This window comes from Candidatus Gracilibacteria bacterium, from assembly GCA_041661045.1.
Taxonomy (GTDB): Bacteria; Patescibacteriota; Gracilibacteria; order UBA1369; family 2-02-FULL-48-14; genus 2-02-FULL-48-14.
Map to the genome: position 1 here is coordinate 619,840 of JBAZVE010000001.1, position 16,205 is coordinate 636,044.

General features: G+C 47.4%; 22 protein-coding genes and 1 pseudogene. 3 read left to right on the top strand and 20 right to left on the bottom strand.

Going from position 1 to position 16,205, the window contains the following annotated elements:
- Positions 1 to 26 precede the first annotated feature (26 nt).
- The gene (locus WC777_02915; protein ID MFA6024141.1) at positions 27 to 317 is read left to right on the top strand and encodes a hypothetical protein; all 291 of its coding nucleotides are present in this window, start codon (positions 27 to 29) and stop codon (positions 315 to 317) included.
- Here WC777_02915 and WC777_02920 read toward each other — a convergent pair.
- From WC777_02920 to infA, 12 genes and pseudogenes are all read right to left on the bottom strand, one after another.
- Entirely contained in the window at positions 314 to 601 is a 288-nt protein-coding gene (locus tag WC777_02920; protein MFA6024142.1) for a DUF167 domain-containing protein, read from the bottom strand. The genes WC777_02915 and WC777_02920 overlap by 4 nt on opposite strands.
- Positions 586 to 3,222, bottom strand: a complete 2,637-nt coding sequence (locus tag WC777_02925; GenBank protein ID MFA6024143.1) for a cation-translocating P-type ATPase — start codon at positions 3,220 to 3,222, stop codon at positions 586 to 588. Before WC777_02925 ends, WC777_02920 begins: the two co-directional genes overlap by 16 nt.
- Positions 3,126 to 3,872, bottom strand: a complete 747-nt coding sequence (gene trmD / locus WC777_02930) for a tRNA (guanosine(37)-N1)-methyltransferase TrmD (protein MFA6024144.1) — start codon at positions 3,870 to 3,872, stop codon at positions 3,126 to 3,128. The genes WC777_02925 and trmD overlap by 97 nt, the downstream gene beginning before the upstream one ends.
- Before the next feature lie 66 nt (positions 3,873 to 3,938).
- Positions 3,939 to 4,337: a 30S ribosomal protein S9 gene (gene rpsI / locus WC777_02935; GenBank protein MFA6024145.1), complete on the bottom strand. Its 399-nt coding sequence runs from the start codon at positions 4,335 to 4,337 to the stop codon at positions 3,939 to 3,941.
- A 16-nt stretch (positions 4,338 to 4,353) separates the two neighbouring features.
- Complete coding sequence (gene rplM, locus WC777_02940; protein MFA6024146.1) at positions 4,354 to 4,794, bottom strand: 50S ribosomal protein L13; 441 nt, start codon at positions 4,792 to 4,794, stop codon at positions 4,354 to 4,356.
- 8 nt (positions 4,795 to 4,802) lie between these two features.
- The gene (rplQ, locus tag WC777_02945; GenBank protein MFA6024147.1) at positions 4,803 to 5,195 is read right to left on the bottom strand and encodes a 50S ribosomal protein L17; all 393 of its coding nucleotides are present in this window, start codon (positions 5,193 to 5,195) and stop codon (positions 4,803 to 4,805) included.
- Between the two features lie 34 nt (positions 5,196 to 5,229).
- Entirely contained in the window at positions 5,230 to 6,210 is a 981-nt protein-coding gene (locus WC777_02950; GenBank protein ID MFA6024148.1) for a DNA-directed RNA polymerase subunit alpha, read from the bottom strand.
- A gap of 23 nt (positions 6,211 to 6,233) precedes the next feature.
- Complete coding sequence (gene rpsD, locus WC777_02955; GenBank protein ID MFA6024149.1) at positions 6,234 to 6,848, bottom strand: 30S ribosomal protein S4; 615 nt, start codon at positions 6,846 to 6,848, stop codon at positions 6,234 to 6,236.
- A gap of 20 nt (positions 6,849 to 6,868) precedes the next feature.
- Positions 6,869 to 7,336, bottom strand: coding sequence for a 30S ribosomal protein S11 (rpsK, locus tag WC777_02960; protein ID MFA6024150.1), 468 nt, complete (start codon positions 7,334 to 7,336; stop codon positions 6,869 to 6,871).
- A gap of 16 nt (positions 7,337 to 7,352) precedes the next feature.
- Positions 7,353 to 7,733 (bottom strand): 30S ribosomal protein S13, encoded by a 381-nt coding sequence (gene rpsM, locus WC777_02965; GenBank protein MFA6024151.1) that lies wholly within the window; start codon positions 7,731 to 7,733, stop codon positions 7,353 to 7,355.
- Positions 7,734 to 7,753: 20 nt separating this feature from the next.
- Positions 7,754 to 7,867: a 50S ribosomal protein L36 gene (gene rpmJ, locus WC777_02970; protein ID MFA6024152.1), complete on the bottom strand. Its 114-nt coding sequence runs from the start codon at positions 7,865 to 7,867 to the stop codon at positions 7,754 to 7,756.
- Between the two features lie 137 nt (positions 7,868 to 8,004).
- Positions 8,005 to 8,232, bottom strand: a pseudogene (gene infA / locus WC777_02975) (translation initiation factor IF-1).
- 120 nt (positions 8,233 to 8,352) lie between these two features.
- On the opposite strand from infA, the gene WC777_02980 reads away from it, so the two are divergent.
- Both WC777_02980 and WC777_02985 read left to right on the top strand, forming a co-directional pair.
- Positions 8,353 to 9,852 carry a hypothetical protein gene (locus WC777_02980; GenBank protein MFA6024153.1) on the top strand — a complete coding sequence of 500 codons (1,500 nt, stop codon included), beginning with the start codon at positions 8,353 to 8,355 and terminating at the stop codon, positions 9,850 to 9,852.
- The gene (locus WC777_02985; protein MFA6024154.1) at positions 9,738 to 10,499 is read left to right on the top strand and encodes an LCP family protein; all 762 of its coding nucleotides are present in this window, start codon (positions 9,738 to 9,740) and stop codon (positions 10,497 to 10,499) included. The genes WC777_02980 and WC777_02985 overlap by 115 nt, the downstream gene beginning before the upstream one ends.
- An 18-nt stretch (positions 10,500 to 10,517) precedes the next feature.
- On the opposite strand, the gene WC777_02990 is transcribed toward WC777_02985, so the two are convergent.
- Genes WC777_02990 through rplF form a run of 8 tightly spaced genes read right to left on the bottom strand, consistent with a single transcriptional unit; the run spans position 10,518 to position 16,191 of the window.
- Positions 10,518 to 11,381, bottom strand: coding sequence for a hypothetical protein (locus WC777_02990; protein ID MFA6024155.1), 864 nt, complete (start codon positions 11,379 to 11,381; stop codon positions 10,518 to 10,520).
- A gap of 12 nt (positions 11,382 to 11,393) precedes the next feature.
- Positions 11,394 to 12,170, bottom strand: a complete 777-nt coding sequence (gene map, locus WC777_02995) for a type I methionyl aminopeptidase (protein MFA6024156.1) — start codon at positions 12,168 to 12,170, stop codon at positions 11,394 to 11,396.
- Positions 12,149 to 12,805 carry a nucleoside monophosphate kinase gene (locus WC777_03000; GenBank protein MFA6024157.1) on the bottom strand — a complete coding sequence of 219 codons (657 nt, stop codon included), beginning with the start codon at positions 12,803 to 12,805 and terminating at the stop codon, positions 12,149 to 12,151. The genes map and WC777_03000 overlap by 22 nt, the downstream gene beginning before the upstream one ends.
- A gap of 24 nt (positions 12,806 to 12,829) precedes the next feature.
- The gene (gene secY / locus WC777_03005) at positions 12,830 to 14,152 is read right to left on the bottom strand and encodes a preprotein translocase subunit SecY (GenBank protein ID MFA6024158.1); all 1,323 of its coding nucleotides are present in this window, start codon (positions 14,150 to 14,152) and stop codon (positions 12,830 to 12,832) included.
- A gap of 13 nt (positions 14,153 to 14,165) precedes the next feature.
- A complete protein-coding gene (gene rplO, locus WC777_03010; GenBank protein MFA6024159.1) occupies positions 14,166 to 14,603 on the bottom strand; it encodes a 50S ribosomal protein L15 in 438 nt (145 codons plus the stop codon).
- Positions 14,604 to 14,614: 11 nt separating this feature from the next.
- Positions 14,615 to 15,253, bottom strand: coding sequence for a 30S ribosomal protein S5 (rpsE, locus tag WC777_03015; GenBank protein MFA6024160.1), 639 nt, complete (start codon positions 15,251 to 15,253; stop codon positions 14,615 to 14,617).
- 14 nt (positions 15,254 to 15,267) lie between these two features.
- Positions 15,268 to 15,621: a 50S ribosomal protein L18 gene (gene rplR, locus WC777_03020; GenBank protein ID MFA6024161.1), complete on the bottom strand. Its 354-nt coding sequence runs from the start codon at positions 15,619 to 15,621 to the stop codon at positions 15,268 to 15,270.
- A 12-nt stretch (positions 15,622 to 15,633) separates the two neighbouring features.
- Complete coding sequence (gene rplF, locus WC777_03025) at positions 15,634 to 16,191, bottom strand: 50S ribosomal protein L6 (protein ID MFA6024162.1); 558 nt, start codon at positions 16,189 to 16,191, stop codon at positions 15,634 to 15,636.
- Between the last annotated feature and the right edge of the window lie 14 nt (positions 16,192 to 16,205).

Consider the following 16,205-nt stretch of genomic DNA (forward strand, 5'->3'; position numbering starts at 1 on the left):
CCCCCGGTGAATTGTTCCACCAAAAAATGATTGAGAAGAGGCGAGGTGATGTAATAAGGGATATTGGCCACCAATTTATAGGTCTCAGTGGGAGGGGTGAACTTGAGGGCATCTCCATGGACGAGTGTGAAGTTTTTGTGGGTGAGGTAGCCCGCCTTGAGTCCGGGCAGGAGATCTTCATCCAACTCCACGGCAATGATATGCCCCGCCTTTTTCACCAGTTCATCGGTGAGGAATCCACGGCCGGGGCCTATCTCCACCACGGTGTCTTTTTCACTCAATTCACCGGCTTCAATGATTTTGCTCAAGACCCCTAAATCGTGGAGAAAGTTTTGTCCGAGTCTTTTTTTTGCGTGCATCACCAGGGAAGGGTTACGGAGTCCGGGATTCTAACGAGTTTTCTGGCATCGGTAAAGCCGCTTACGATTTCAATATCTTCTTTCTGGGCATGCAGAGACTCTGCCAGAAAAGAAAGAAGCACTTCATTGGCACGACCTCTCTCCGGCACTGCCTTGAGGCGAATTTTAAATGAGCCATTGCTCATTCTTTCGACGAATTCCGTTTTTTTTGCACGGGTGATTACTTTTATAGGGAGGATCATATATGGGTGGATTTTGGACGAGAAAGTTTCCAAACTTCGAGTATGGTTACGGCGCCCATGCAGAGTCCAACCATCCAAACCCAGTCACTTTTTGAGAGTGGCTCCGTTTCTAAAATCTTTTGCATAAAAGGTGTGTAGATGGCCATGAGCTGAAGGCTCAAGCTCAGCACCACGCTGAAAAGCAGCAGTTTGTTTTTAAAGAATGCGGTAAAGAAATGCTTATCGCTGAAGCGCACCGAGAACACCAAGAACAGTTCAAAAATCACGATGGTGGTGAATGCGATCGTACGGGTTCTCTCGATGCTGTATTCATTCACGACGCGGAAATAGAGGAAAATGGACACGAGCGCGGAAAGGATTCCCGCCAGGAGACTGAAGCTTATGAGCTCTTTGAAAATACTTTGTTTGGGGTCCCGTGGCTTTAAGGTCATAATATTTTTTTCCGCGGTGTCCGTACCCAGAGCAATGGCCGGCAAAGCTTCTGTAACAAGGTTAACCCATAAGACTTGCAGAGGCAGAAAGGGAAGTGGAAACCCCAGTAAGAAAACGACGCTTACCAAAATCACCTCATCAAAGTTTGCGACGAGCAAAAAGCGAATAAACTTTTTGATATTGAGGTAAATGGTCCGGCCACTTTCTATGGCCCCAACGATGGTGGCGAAATTATCATCCATAAGGACCATGTCGCTGGCTTCTTTGGAGACATCCGTTCCGGTGATTCCCATGGCTACGCCGATGTCCGCTCCCTTGAGAGCGGGTGCGTCGTTGACGCCATCTCCCGTCATAGAAACTGTGTGCCCCTTGCTTTGCAGAGCTTTTAGAATTTTAACTTTATCGCTGGGATTCACTCGAGCGTAAATGCTCACTTTTTCCACCACGCTGCAGAGTTTGGCGAAGCTCATTTGTTCCAGTTCCGTGCCCGTTAAAACCAAATCTCCGTCATTGTAGAGTCCAATTTGTTTCCCGATTGCGGTGGCCGTAAGGGCATGATCTCCGGTGATCATCACCGTTCGGATGTGCGCTTGTTTACAGATTTGAATGGCGTCTTTCACCTCAGGGCGAGGGGGGTCTATCATGGCAGCCAGTCCTAGGAAAATCATATTCTCTTCTTTTAAATCACCCCCACTTTGCTTCGGCGGCTTGTAGGCAAAACCCAAAACGCGATAGGCTTTTTTCGCCAAATCTTCATTGGCTTTGAGTAGTTCTTTTTTCTTTGCAGGACTGAGTTTAATGATTTTCCCTTCGACTTGAATATGGCTACAAATCTTAAGGATTTCATCCGGAGCCCCCTTTGTGTACAGGACGCCTTTGTTTAGGGTGGACATGCGCTTACGGTTGGAATCAAAAACCAATTCTGTTTCACGGGGGAATTTTTTATTTAGGCTGACGGCTTCCATCCCTGCCTTCCTCGCCAAGGTGAGCAGAGCCCCCTCAGTGGGATCTCCTCCTATGTTCCATCGATTTCCATTTTGGAAAAGTGATGCATTGTTGCACAGAGCGGCGGTTTTGATGAGGAGCTCAAGCTCGTCGTCTTCCACTGGAATTTTTTCGTCAGGACTGTAGCCGATGCCCGGGATTTCAATGGTTCGATTGTTGACCCAGAGCACCTTTACTGTCATTTCATTTTGAGTGAGGGTTCCGGTTTTATCTGTACAAATGACACTCACGCTGCCCAAGGCTTCTGCAGCGGCCAGTTTACGGATAATGGCGTTTTGCTTTGCAATCCGTTGCACGCCCAAGGCTAGGGTTAAAGTGATTACAGTGGGTAGACCCTCCGGTATGATGCTTACCGCCAGGCTTACACTGAGCAAGAAAACTTCAAGCAAATTGCTGCCTCTCAGCAATGAAAGCAAAAACATTCCCACTGCAATGGATAGCACTAAAATGGCCAGTATTTTACTGAGGCGGCCCATTTGTTTCTGTAATGGGGTTGCTTCACTTTTCGCCACTTGAACCATGTGTGCTATTTTTCCAAACTCCGTCTGCATACCCGTTGCAACCACCACTCCAAGCCCATGACCTTGGCTCACCACCGTTCCCAAAAAGGCCATATTTTTAAGATCTCCAAGCCCGTTGATCTTTTTACTTAGGGTTAAGGATTTTTCGATGGGTAAACTTTCTCCGGTTAGACTGGATTCTATAGTGTAGAGTTGAGCCAAGTCGATTAAGCGAAGATCGGCCGGAATTTGCTCACCCTCCTCCAAAACAACGATATCTCCTGGGACCAAGTCGTGTGCGGCTATTTTTTGTACTTCACCTTCACGGCGAACCAATGCATAGGGGGCGGTCATTTTTCGTAAAGCTTCAATTGCTTTTTCCGCTTTATACTCTTGAATAAAACCCACGGTGGCGTTGATCAAAATGACGAATCCTATGGCGAGAGCATTCAACGATTCTCCTATGATGAAGCTCACACTCATGGCCGCAATTAAAATCAGCACCAGTATATTGATGAACTGGCTTAGCAAAATGGTCGTCCATTTCACTCCACCTTTCTCTTTAATCTCGTTCGCTCCATACTGTTTTAAACGAGCTCGTGCTTCAGCGGAGCTGAGTCCTTTTTCAGAGCTCTTCAATTCCTTCAAAACAGTGGGGATGGAGGCCGTTGACCAATCGTTCATAAAGGTTTTTTGAGTTTGCTGTTGCGCCAACGGGCAATCTCTCCGTGATTTCCGGACATCAATACTTCGGGTACCTTTAAGCCTTCGTAGTCAGCCGGCTTGGTGTAATGGGGGTATTCGAGCATACGGCCGGTTGCCAGGCTAAAAGATTCTTCTTGAGCACTTTCCTCATCCCCCAAAACTCCCGGGATCAAGCGGCTCACGCTGTCCACAATGCAGAGAGCCGGCAATTCACCTCCGGTAAGTACAAAATCGCCCACGGAAATCTCTTCATCCACGAGTTCCTCTATCACCCTTTGGTCAATTCCTTCGTAGCGGCCGCAGAGCAGTATCATTTCCTTCAATTCGGCCAGTTCTTCCACTTTTTCTTGGGTTAATCGTTTCCCCACGGGTGAAAGGTAGATCACAGGCCCTTTATTCGTCTTTTTAACGGCTTTTATGGCGTCAAAGAGGGGTTGGCAGCTCATCACCATGCCCGCCCCGCCTCCGTATGGTGTATCGTCCACTTTTTTATGCTTATCCTTACTGAATTCACGAATATTGTGCACGGCCACCTCGATTTTTTTGCTCTGAATGGCCCTTTGCAAAATAGAGTCCTCAAAATAGGGGAGGACTAGCGACGGGAATAGAGTGAGGATGTCGAAGCGCATGCGTTCATATTACAGAACTCACGACAAAAGGGAACAGAGACAGGGAGACTGTGCTTCGCCCAGGGTTTATCGTTTGCTGAACTGTGGAGCGCGACGAGCCTTGTGGAGACCGAATTTCTTTCGTTCTTTGATACGGCTGTCACGGGTGAGGTAGCCTTCCGGTTTGAGTCGTGCACGATTTTCGGAATCTACTTCGAGCATGGCCTTGGCGATTCCGTGGCGGAGTGCATCGGCTTGCCCGTGTTTTCCTCCACCTTCTACAATTGCGGAAATATCATAATTTTTCTCTACACCCAAGAGGACGAGAGGTGCCATGAACACATTCACGCTTTCATCGGTTCCAAAGTATTCTCGTGCATCCATTCCATTCACCACCACTCGTCCATTTCCTTTGTATAAACGAACTCGGGCAACGGCAGATTTTCGCTTTCCGTTTGCGTAGAAGTAAGTTCCGGTGAATGTCATTGCGTCAGCCATTTTACTAGATCGTTAGAGGTTTAGGGTTTTGTCCGTTGTGTGGATGCTCGCTTCCGGCATACACATGGAGTTTTTCGAGAGCAAATTGACGGATTCTATTTCGTGGGATCATTCCTGTTACGGCAAGCTCGATCATTTTCTCAGGTTTTTCTGTGCGCATTTTTCCGGCCGCCTTAACTTTGAGTCCTCCGCGGTAACCCGTGTGGGTGATGTACTCCTTGTTTGCTTCTTTAGCTCCGGTCAAAACCACTTTGTCGGCATTGATCACAACCACATGGTCCCCACAGTTTAAAGAGGGATGCCAAAGAGGTTTGTGTTTTCCACGAACCACATCCGCCAATTTAGTGGCGACTTGTCCGAGTACTTTTCCTTCCGCATCAAGGATGAACCACTTTTCAGTGGCGTTCATTTCCTTTGATTTTGGGTGTGTAGTGGTTTGTCTCATAAAATAGTTTATTTTTTACTCTTTTTAACAGGAGCAGGCTCGGCTTCGCCGAGTAGTTGAATAGATACCATTTCTGCCGCATCTCCCGCTCGGTAACCGAGTTTTACGATACGAGTGTAACCTCCGTTACGGTCCTTGTAGCGCTCTTTGAGCACTTCGAGGAGCTTCTTTCCGGCATTTGGATCTTGAACGATCCGATCAATTTGACGAATCGCTGCTACGGGAGTCTTGGTTTTAGCCTTGGTGATCAGACCTTCCACGATGGGACGCACTTGTTTAGCACGGGCCACGGTGGTCTTTACTTTTTCGAACAGGATTACAGAGGTGGCCAGGTTACGAAGCAGCGCTTCGCGGTGGTCCCGTTGCATGTTCAGTTTGAGATTTTTCTTTCCGTGTCGCATAGTTTAAATTGCTGGGCGATGAATGCTAAATCAATTATTCCTCAAGAGCAAGTGCAAATCCGCGTTTTTCGAGGGCTTCGGCCACTTCCGTGAGGGCTTTCTTCCCAAAACCGCGTAGATTTGCCAGTTTGGCCTCTGAAGCCTTGGTCAATTCCTCAATAGATCCAATGCCACCATTGATGAGTGCATTGAGTGTTCTTGGAGAGAGGCCCAGGATTTCAATTGGAGTGTAGGACTGTTGTTGAGGCTTGGCACTGTCTTCTTCAGCCTTTGCCTTTGCAGCGATCTTTTCAAAATCACTCATGAATTCGGGTTCTACAGGCTCTTGGTTGCGGTTGAAGAGGTTGAAGTATGACTCCAACACGCCTCCCGCAAACTTCAGTGCCTCGTCCGGAGTGAGTGAACCATTGGTCTTCACCTCCAAAATAAGTTTGTCGAGATCTGTTTTTTGACCCACACGAGTGGATTCAATCGTGTAGTGAATTCTCTTAAGAGGGGAGAATGCGGCATCGATCTCGATCATTTCTGCATCTCCATCTTTGGTGTCTCCAATCAAAGCGGCGCGGTATCCCACTCCTTTTTCGATTCGGATTTCCATATCGAGCACACCGCCCTTATCGAGGGTGGTGATGTAAAGATCCGGATTGTGAACCTTAACTCCGGAAGGAAGATCAATGTCTCCGGCGGTCACCACTCCCGCTTGCTTAACCTTCAAAGAAATCAAACGCGTCTCGCTGCCATCCATACTCACCGCCAATTGCTTGAGGTTGAGCATAATGTCCAGAACGCTGTCTTTTAGACCTTTAACCACGGTGTATTCGTGGGTAATACCTTTGATTTTAATACCTGTAACAGCAGTTCCGGGCAGGGAAGAAAGCATCGTCCTTCTCAAACTGTTTCCCAGCGTAGTCCCATAACCTTGCGGAAGTGGACTGATGGTGAAAGAGAAGTGGAAATCCCCCATTTTCTGTTCAGAAATTTTTGGGAGACCGATTTCTTCTTGGATGATATGCATATCAAGAAGGTTAAGGTTATGGATTACTTAGAATAGTACTCAACAATGAGTTGAGTTTCAATCAGTTGATCGAGGTCTCCGTCTTCTGGGAGAGAGGCCACTTCAACTCTAAGGGCTTTCTGATCAGATTTTAGCCAGCGGGCGTGATCGAAATCTTTATCCTCTTTAACCGCGATGAAGAGAGGACTTTCTTTGAGACGGGGGCGCACTTCAATCACATCATTTTCACGAACTTGAATGGAAGGGATGCTGACGCGAGTTCCATTGAGGGTGAAGATACCGTGATTCACCATTTGACGAGCCTGGGCACGAGTTTTTGCAAATCCACCTCGGTACACCACATTGTCCATGCGTTTCTCGATTGATTTCAAAAGTTCCGTGCCTGTAGCTCCTTTGCGAGAAGCGGCTTTGAGATAGTAGTTTCGAAGTTGTTTCTCGGTGAGACCATACATGAGACGAAGCTTCTGCTTTTCAAGAAGTTGTTTCTTGTATTCGGAAGCCTTTCCGGCTCGGGCAGCTCCGTGCATACCGGGGCCATGTGGGCGCTTCTCCAAGAGTTTAGCCATCTTCGTGGTTCCGAAGATATCTACTCCGAAGCGTCGTACTAAGCGGCCTTTGGGTCCAGTGTATCGTGACATTTTATTCTAGTTAGATAAGATTATACTCTTCGAGTGCGAGGTTGTCGGCACCCGTTGTGAGGGATAGGAGTGGTATCGATGATGCGAGTGATGGCAATTCCTTGAGCAATGAGTCCACGGAGCGCTTGTTCGCGACCATGTCCAACCCCTTTTACAAAGATGTCCGCTTTCTCGAATCCGTAAGCTTTCGCCTTCTCAGCAGCGTTCTCTGCCGCCATTTGAGCGGCGAAAGGCGTTGCCTTCTTGGATCCTTTGAATCCGCAGGTTCCGGAAGTGGACCAGGCTATAACAGCTCCATCGGGGTCTGTAATCGTGATGATGGTGTTGTTGAAGCCTGCATTCACAAACACTTTTCCGGAAGTCACTGTTTTTTTCTTGCTTCGGCGAACGGCCTTTTTCTCTTCAGCAGCGCCTTCTACAGCGGCTGTACCCTCCGCAACAGCAGCGGGGGCAAGTTCCTTTTCGGGTTTTTTAGTCTCTTCGGCCATAGGTCAAAAAAATTAATTAAGTTTTACTTTCTTTTACACGGCCACTTCCCATGGTCATACGGCGACCGCGTTTGGTTCGCGCGTTGGTCTTGGTGCGTTGTCCACGGGCAGGGAGGCGCTTCTTGTGACGGTATCCTCGATAAGAGGAAATGTCTTGAAGTCGTTTGACATCCATTTGAACCTTTCGTCGTAAATCTCCTTCAGTTCGAAGCTTGGTGAGTGCATCACGGAGCTTGGCCAGTTCGTCTTCAGTCAGATCTTTAATCTTTGTGTCTAGAGAAATGTTCAACTCGTTCAATATTGTTTTAGACAAGTTTCGTCCAACGCCATAGATGTAGGTGAGACCTACTTCAACGCGTTTTTCCATTGGCAGTTGTACTCCAGCGAGACGGACCATAATATAGAGAGTAGTAAGGGTTAACCTTGTCTTTGCTTGTGCTTAGGGTTGTCGCAGATGATGCGAACCACTCGATTGCGACGAATCTTGCGGCATTTTTCACAGATGATTTTTACAGAGGCTCGGACTTTCATTGTTTTGGAGTTGATTCAGTTGATACTTCAGGGCCTGTTTCTCCGGGGGCTTCAGGACTTGCTTCTGCAGGAACCGCTTCGGGAGCAGCCGGAGTGGCCGATGGGCCGCCGAGATGCTCGGGTAGGGGTTGCCCCTTTTTATGTCGGAAAACAATACGTCCCTTATAGAGATCGTAAGGCGTAAGCTCGACGGTGACCGCATCTCCGGGAATGATTCGAATATAGTTTATTCGCATCTTTCCTGAGAGGTGACAAAGCACTTCGTGGTCAGTCGGGTAAGCCGGGTCATCCAGTCTTACTTGGAAGGTTGCGTTGGGTAGACATTCTACCACAATCCCCTTCACTTGGATGACTTGTTTTGTCATTAATTTAAGGCAAAAGCAGGGGGATTCTACACGGCGAATATGACAAATGCAAGCCAATTTTGAAAGGCTACTTAAAATCTGCATTTCTTTTGGAAGGGGACCGAGTATAATTTGCCTACTATGGCTCAATCGAAGAAGCAGCAAAAACCGGCACAGAAACTAGTAAAACTGGTGACGACGCAACGCGTTCAGGCGGTTTTGCTGCTTGTGCTGGGGCTTTTGCTCTTGAATCAGACGGTTCAGTTTTACAAACTTAAGGATGAAATTGCGTTTGTGGAGAGGCTCCGGGCGCAGAACAGTGCAGTGCTTCAGGATCTGGACCAAAGTAAACAATATTTGAGTAGTTTTGGAGAAGATTTGAACGGGATTCGACAGTTTTTACTCTTGCCCACAAAGCCTTATCACTTTGGAGATTTTGGGGGAGAGGAGGTGGAGCTTGCGGAAGAGGGAGAGGATTTGACCACGGAGCTCTTCACTTATATTGAAAAGCTGGGGACTTATGAGCAAAATCAGATTCGTTACAATGAGAATTTGGCTGCTTTCCAAACCGGGTTGGGGGAGCCGTACTGGGCTGAAAAGGGCTTGAGTGTGGACAAGGCCGGACAGGCGGGCACGGAGGCCATGGTGTTTAGCTTTAAAGATTCTGCGATGGGAGGGGTGGAACTGTTTGCGGTGCATTTGGGTTACAATGGATTCTTTAAAATAGAGGCTTTGGATGAAGGGTTTAGCTTGAGTGAACGAGAAGACAGCGCGCAAGTGCTTTCTGAACTCAAGAGTTTGGTGGAGAGTGACTTGGAAGGTTTGAGGGTTCAGGTGGCAGATTTACAGGAAGCACGAGCCGAGATGGCCGCCCTGGTGGCTGCGGCTCCCGTGCAGGCAGTTTTGAATGAGCGGGGACTCAAGGTTTCCGCGGAGCTGAGCTCCTCCAATAAAATTTATTATGAATTCAAGAGCACGGAGAGTGAGCCTTTGGCGGCCCTTTTTGTAGAAAAAGGGGACAGCGACTTGGTGTTGAATGTAAAGGCTCCTATTGAACCTTATGAGGGGGAAATTGCTTTGACTGAGGACGCGGAGGCGGTGCTGGTGGATGTCCTGCAGAATGGAGTGGACAGCCGAAGCTCTTTGCAAAAACGGGTGGATGAACAGGAAGCTGAGATGGAATCTGTTTTTGAGGATCGGGCCTTTAAGGCCGTTTTGGGAGAATTGGAACTTCAGTTTGGGCCTAAAACAGAGACCGAGACTCGCATTTCTTACCCTTTGATTCGGGAGGATGGACAGGTTTTACGGATTATCTTTATAGACAAGACCAGTGGGGAAGTGAAAGTGGAAATGCCCACCGGAACAGACACTCACACGCTTTCGATGGCGATAAGCCTCATTGATCTGACGGGTAAAAAAAAACTTTCGACCCCTCCGTTATCCTGAGTTCTTCAGGAGAAATTGTGGATGAAGATGGGCATTTTAATGTGCTGATCATGGGGAAACATGGCAGCAATGTGGACACCATGATTTTTACGAATGTGGATGAGGAAACGCGTGAAATCACTTTGATCAGCATCCCCCGAGATCTCTATTTTAACGGAAGAAAAATCAACAGCGTGTATGCCGAGTATGGCATAGAAGAGCAGGTGAGTTGGGTGGAAGAAATTGTTGGGCAGCAGATAGATAACTTTATTTTGATCGACATGTATGTGTTTCGAGACATTATTGATTTGATGGGTGGAGTGGACATTATACTGGAAGAAGACTTGATTGATCCCACTTACAAAACTTGCGATGTCGGGGTGTGTTCCACTCTGTATTATGAGGCGGGATTGCATCATTTGGATGGCACGGCGGCGCTTCGCATTGCTCGGTCCAGGCACAGCACTTCGGATTATTCGCGCGCGGCGCGCCAGCAACTGATTTTAGAGGGGATTAAAGACAAAGCCATGAACCTGGGCATTGGGGATGCCGCGGCGCTCATGTCTATTTTAAATACTCTCATCGACTCCACGGAAACGGACATCTCGGTGGACAGTGCCTTAAGGTACTATTTCCGCTACCAAAACTTTGAACTCAATAATGGTAATGTGATCTCCACCGCCAATGTGCTCGATGCCGTGCCGGTTCCGGTGGATTACCTTACTTCGCATCCCATCCAAACCTGTTTGGATGAGAGTCGTCCGGAAACATGTACACAAACTTATGCCATCGACACTCTTATGCCCATTGATTCGAACTGGGGCCTGATTAGAGGCTTTGTTCAGCAGCTTTTGGATGAATAGGTGAGGGCGAGTCTACTTTTACAATTTTGTGCGATTCTCATATGCCGCCAGTATATCTGTGCAATCGGGGCTGTTGACGGTGATGAGATAAAAAAGATTTTCTCCTCGCAAAAGGATAGTGCTCCCACCGGATTGGATTTTTGTGTAGACCTTGGGTCGAATATTGTTTTTCAGAAAGGCATACCACTCTTTTGGAGCGGAGCTTTGTTGTTTTAGGTTGGGAGCAAATTCGTACCGCAAATACGCTTTTGCTTCTTGAAAGTTTAGAAGTCTCATTTCGATGATCTCATCAAAACTTACATGAATGGTGAATTTTCTATCTGGGTGGGAGAGGTCTTTGTCGGTAAAAATGAAGTTTATGCCTGTAGGATCCAGTTCGTATTTGGGCAATAAAATCTGTCCCCATTTTTTGAGTTTGTTTAGGATGGGGTCCATCATCCTGCGCAAAATGGCGATATATACGCCATAGGTGGCGATTTGAATGTAGAACTCCCGATTTAGGCTAAAGTCCTTTTCGTACTTTAAAATGAAATAACTGATGCCCACCATGATGGTGGATAAGAATATTAAACTTAGAATGGTCCCCAAGAAATTCTTTACGAGAAGAAAATGATTGAGACCTTTCCCAAAACTTTGGAACTTGTCTTGAGCTTGTGTTTCGTTCCAGCTCTCCGTTCGGTAGACAGTCTGTTTCATCAGGGAATATCCATTCTCCATAAAGGTACAGAAAAAGAGTGGGACAATAATGGCTGTCATTGGAGTGAACTGTGAGCCGGAGGACAGGGAAAGGAGCAAACAGATGAATCCAAAGAGCATTCCTCCAGAAAATAAGATCAGTCCGCTTAACCTTGTTTTGAGCTTGGAAAGTTTGTGAGTGAACATAGGCTGTTGAGCTTATTGGCGTTTCTCTCCTTCCCGCAGAGTTAAGATTTCGTTGCCACGGTCGGTGATAAGGAGGGTATGTTCGTGTTGAATGGCGAGGGAGCCATCTTCGGTGATGATGGTCCAGTCGTCGTCGAGCGTTTGAATTTCGGGACGGCCCATGGCAATGATGGGTTCGATGGCGATGCACATACCGGGAACCAATTCTTCTCCTTCTCCGGGTTCCCCATAGTTGCAAACGAAGGGAGGCTCGTGCAGACGAGTGCCGATGCCGTGTCCGGTGAGTTCACGAATGATTGAAAATCCCGCCGCTTCCACAATGGTTTGGATGGCGTGACCGATATCGCCAACATGGTTTCCGGGTTTGGCCTGTGCCACTCCGCTCCATAAAGCGGTAATACAAGTGTCCACCAGTCGTTTGGCTTCACTGATGGTCTCGTTTCCCACAATGCAGGCCACAGCGGAATCACTGTTCATTCCATCAATAATCACTCCGCAGTCGATGGAGAGGATGTCCCCCTTTTGCATGGGGATTTTGTTGGGAATGGTGTGGACCACTTCATCGTTCACCGAAGTACACAGAATGTTGGGGTAGCCGTTGTACCCTTTAAAACCCGGTTGTACTTGATATCTTTTGAATAGCTCTTCGGCTTTTCTTTCCAGGTCCATGGTGCTCATTCCGACTTCTAAAACTTTTTCGAGTTCACTCAAAATCACCGCGAGAGCTTTGCCGGATTCGCGCATCGCACGGATTTGATTTGGTGTTTTTATGCTGACTTTTCCTCGCATGAGAAATGAGGTTTAAGGACTTCAAAAATATCCTTGGTCACCTCATCTATAGATTGTTCTCCTTTTACAATCAACATTTTTCCTTGTGCTTTATAGGCTTCGATGACAGGGACGGTTTTTTCCACGAAAGTATCGAGTCGAACGCGGATCGCATCCGGCGTGTCGTCTTGGCGGGTGATCAAAGTGCTTCCATCTTTTTCACAAGTTTCCTTTTCATAAAAAGCGGGGTAGATGGTTTTACACTCCGGGCACAGACGACGAGTGGTGAGCCGCTTGATGGCTTCTTCTTCGGTGAGTTCAATGAGTAAACCCACAAAAGAGCGGCCCTCTTTTTGCATGAGTTCGTCGAAGAGTTTTTGTTGATCGTCTGACCGTGGAATTCCATCGAACAAAGCGGCTTTGCCTTCGGGTAAGTGGTGTAGAAAATCTGCAATGATTTCCATCACTACTTCCGTGGGTACGAGTCGTCCGGATTCGATGATGCTTTTGACTCGCATCCCGAGCTCACTGTTTTCTGCTGCGAGGCGACGCAATTCCGCACCGGTTTCAAAAATCTGCAGAGAGCAACGGTCGGCTATCCTTTGGCTTTGAGTTCCTTTTCCGGAGCCCTGCATTCCAAACATTATGAGATCCATAGCTTTGAGAGTGAAGGGGGCTCGCTATCCTTTGTAAAACCTCTCGTAGTGATGCGTGAGGAGGTCTGTGTTGATGCGACGAACCAAATCCAATACCACTCCCACCACAATGATGATTCCTGCTCCACTCACGACCATTGGCATTGAACCGAGGCTTAATTTTGCGAAGATAAGTTGAAGTGCGATGGGGAGAACAGCCACGAAAGCGATCATGGTACCTCCAAATAAGTTGAGACGATTGGACACCTTTGCCAGGTATTCCGAGGTCTCTTTTCCCGGTCGAAGTCCAGGTACGAATCCACCTCGTTTTTGAATGTTTTCAGCTACCTGATCGGGGTTGAAGACAATGCTGACATAGAAGAAGGTGAAGGCGATAACCAAGAAGAAATAGATTCCGATGTAAGTCCAGCTTTGTCCGTTGAATTGAGTGGTTGCGAAGCGGCCAAGTGCCTTGACCCATTCGGAATCAGCATACAAAAGGAATTGTCCGATGATAGAAGGGAAGGTCACCAAAGAGACTGCAAAAATGATAGGGATCATTCCGGCTTGATTCACTCGAATAGGTAAGAAGGATTGTTCCACTTTTCCACGACCTCGTTGTCCCGCATAAGTGACGGGGATCCGGCGCTGTCCTTCGGTGAAGAGCACCACCACAAGAGTGAAGAGGAGAGAGAACAAAAGCACGGCTACGAGTGGCAAAAGTCGTTCGGGTTCAGATTGTGCCAGAGTGAGAGTGGGTCCGATGAGGGGGGGCATTGCGGCAATAATTCCCGCAAAAATCAGTACGGAAGTTCCGTTTCCGATTCCTTTTTCCGAGATCACTTCACCCAGCCACATGAGCACGAGTGTTCCTGCGGAGATGGTGAGCATGATGGGGAGCATGGTTGCCCAGTAGTCCCAGCCCACGAGGCTTCCATCGAGACCTTCAATGATGGGCACTTGGGCTTGCGCATTGATGAGGGTGATCATTCCATAAGACTGCAAAAAGGCCAAAGGCAAGGTGAGCCAACGGGTCCAGCGATTCATTCTTCGGCGGCCTTCTTCTCCTTCTTTGGAAATTTCTTCCAAACGGGGGATAATAACGGTGAGCAATTGAATAATGATGGACGCATTGATGTATGGAGAAAGCCCCATCAAAACGATGGAGAAGTTCTCGCTGCTTCCTCCGGTGAGGAGACTGAAAGCTCCAAGAAGAGAGTTTTTATCAAATACATATTGAAGAGCCTCAATATTTACCTCCGGGATTGTGATGTGAGTCATCAAACGGTAAACCGCAACGATTCCCAAAGTAAAAAGAATCTTTTTTCGCAGATCCTTTGAGTGCCAGATTTGCTTTAAAACTTTCACGAGTGGGGGTTAATTACTGAATCAAGGTCAACTCACCACCAGCTTTTTCTACCGCCTTTTTGGCGTTTTCAGAAGCGGCGTTAACAGTGATTTTGAGTTTTATCTTAAGGTCACCGGTTCCGAGCAATTTGATCTTTCCTTTTCGAGTTACGATGCGTTTTTCATGTAAAGCTTCGGCATTTACCGTTGCTCCATCTTCAAACACATCCAACTGGTTGAGGTTAACGGTTCGGTAAACTTCTTTGTTGAAATTGTTGAATCCCTTCAGTTTTGGCATTCGACGAACCAATGGAGTTTGACCTCCTTCAAACGCTGCTCGGGATTTGGCGCCTGTTCGAGCGCCCGCTCCTTTCACTCCTCGTCCGGAGAAATTTCCTTTGGTGCGGCCACGGCCACGACGGATCTTATCTTTGCGGCTGCCTGGGGCTGATTTTAGAGTATTTTGCTTCATGGGAAATCTTTTTAGTTAGTCTTTTCTTTACTTGGAGCCGGTTTCTTTGCCGGAGTGTTCATTCTTTTGTCTGCATTGACCATTATCTTTGCTTCAGACTTTGATATTTTCTTTACCTCGGGCGCTGCACGGTCTTCACCGAACTCTGCTTTGCTTTCTTTTTGTCGGTCGGTCTCGGTGTTTGGTTTTTCACGGAGTTTTGTGAGCGCTTTGTAAGTTGCTTTTGCCGTATTGATCTTGTTTGTGGATCCCAAAGACTTGGATAATACATTACTGACTCCTGCAAGCTCAAGGATTTGTCGAACGGCTCCTCCTGCGATGATTCCCGTTCCAATGCTCGCGGGCTTCATAAGCACCTGAGAAGCTTTGAACTTCACTTGAATCATGTGGGGAATGGTTCCGTTGTAGACTGGAACTTTGATGAGTCGTTTTTTGGCTTTTGCAACCGCTTTTTGAATGGCTTGTTGTACTTCTGTTGCCTTTCCGATTCCATATCCAACGGTTCCTTTCTTGTTTCCAATCACCACTGTTGCTCGGAAGCGAAGACGGCGACCTCCTTTAACCACACGAGTCACGCGGTCAACTTGAATGACTTCTTCTTCGAACTCTTTGACTTCTTTGACGAATGGTTTTTTTCCGGGTCTTGCCATAAAAAATTTATAGATTAGAAATTGAGGCCACCTTCTCGAGCACCGTCTGCAACGGCTTTTACTCGGCCATGATACTTATATCCATTTCGATCGAATACACAAGTCTTAATTCCAGCTTTCTCTGCTTTTTCTGCAAGCTCTTTTCCTACTTCTGCTGCTCGTTCCAACTTGGTTTTCTTGGATTTCGCGGCCATGTCGTGAGCGGCTGCAAGTGTTTTTCCGGTCTTATCATCAATCAGCTGAGCGTAAGTGTACTTCAAGCTTCGGAACACGATCAATCGTGGCTTTTCGGCAACTCCGGAGACACGAGATCGAATGCGGATGTGTCTGCGAGTGCGGTGCTCCGATTTGGTTTTTGGACGATTCATAGAATTTAAGGGTTACGCGGAAGCTTTTGAGGCAGCTTTACCGGCTTTTCGACGAATATGTTCATCGGAGTATTTGATTCCTTTTCCTTTGTAGGGCTCAGGTTTTCGGAATTCACGGATTTCGGCGGCCACTTGTCCTACCAATTGTTTGTCGATTCCAGAGATGTACAGGATGTTCTTTTTCTCATCATCCACCTTGAATGTAATTCCTGCCGGAGTAGGGTATTCGATGGGGTGAGAGTATCCGAGGTTCAAGACCAATTTACTTCCCTGAACGGCTACGCGGTAACCCACTCCATTGATCTCCATCGTTTTCATGAAGGCTTTTGTCACTCCTTCCACCATGTTTGCAAGCAGCGTTCGAGTGAGTCCGTGCAAAGAGTGTTGGATCTTATCGGATTGGTCTGCAACCACAATGAGTTCGTTCTCTTTCACCTCCACCTTGATGAGAGGATTTGGCTTAAAGCTGAGTTCTCCCTTTGGCCCCTTCACCACGAGTGTTCCGTCACTTTGTTCTGTTACGGTGACTCCGGTTGGGATGACGACAGGTTTTTTTCCGATTCGTGACATAAGGTGTTTAGTTT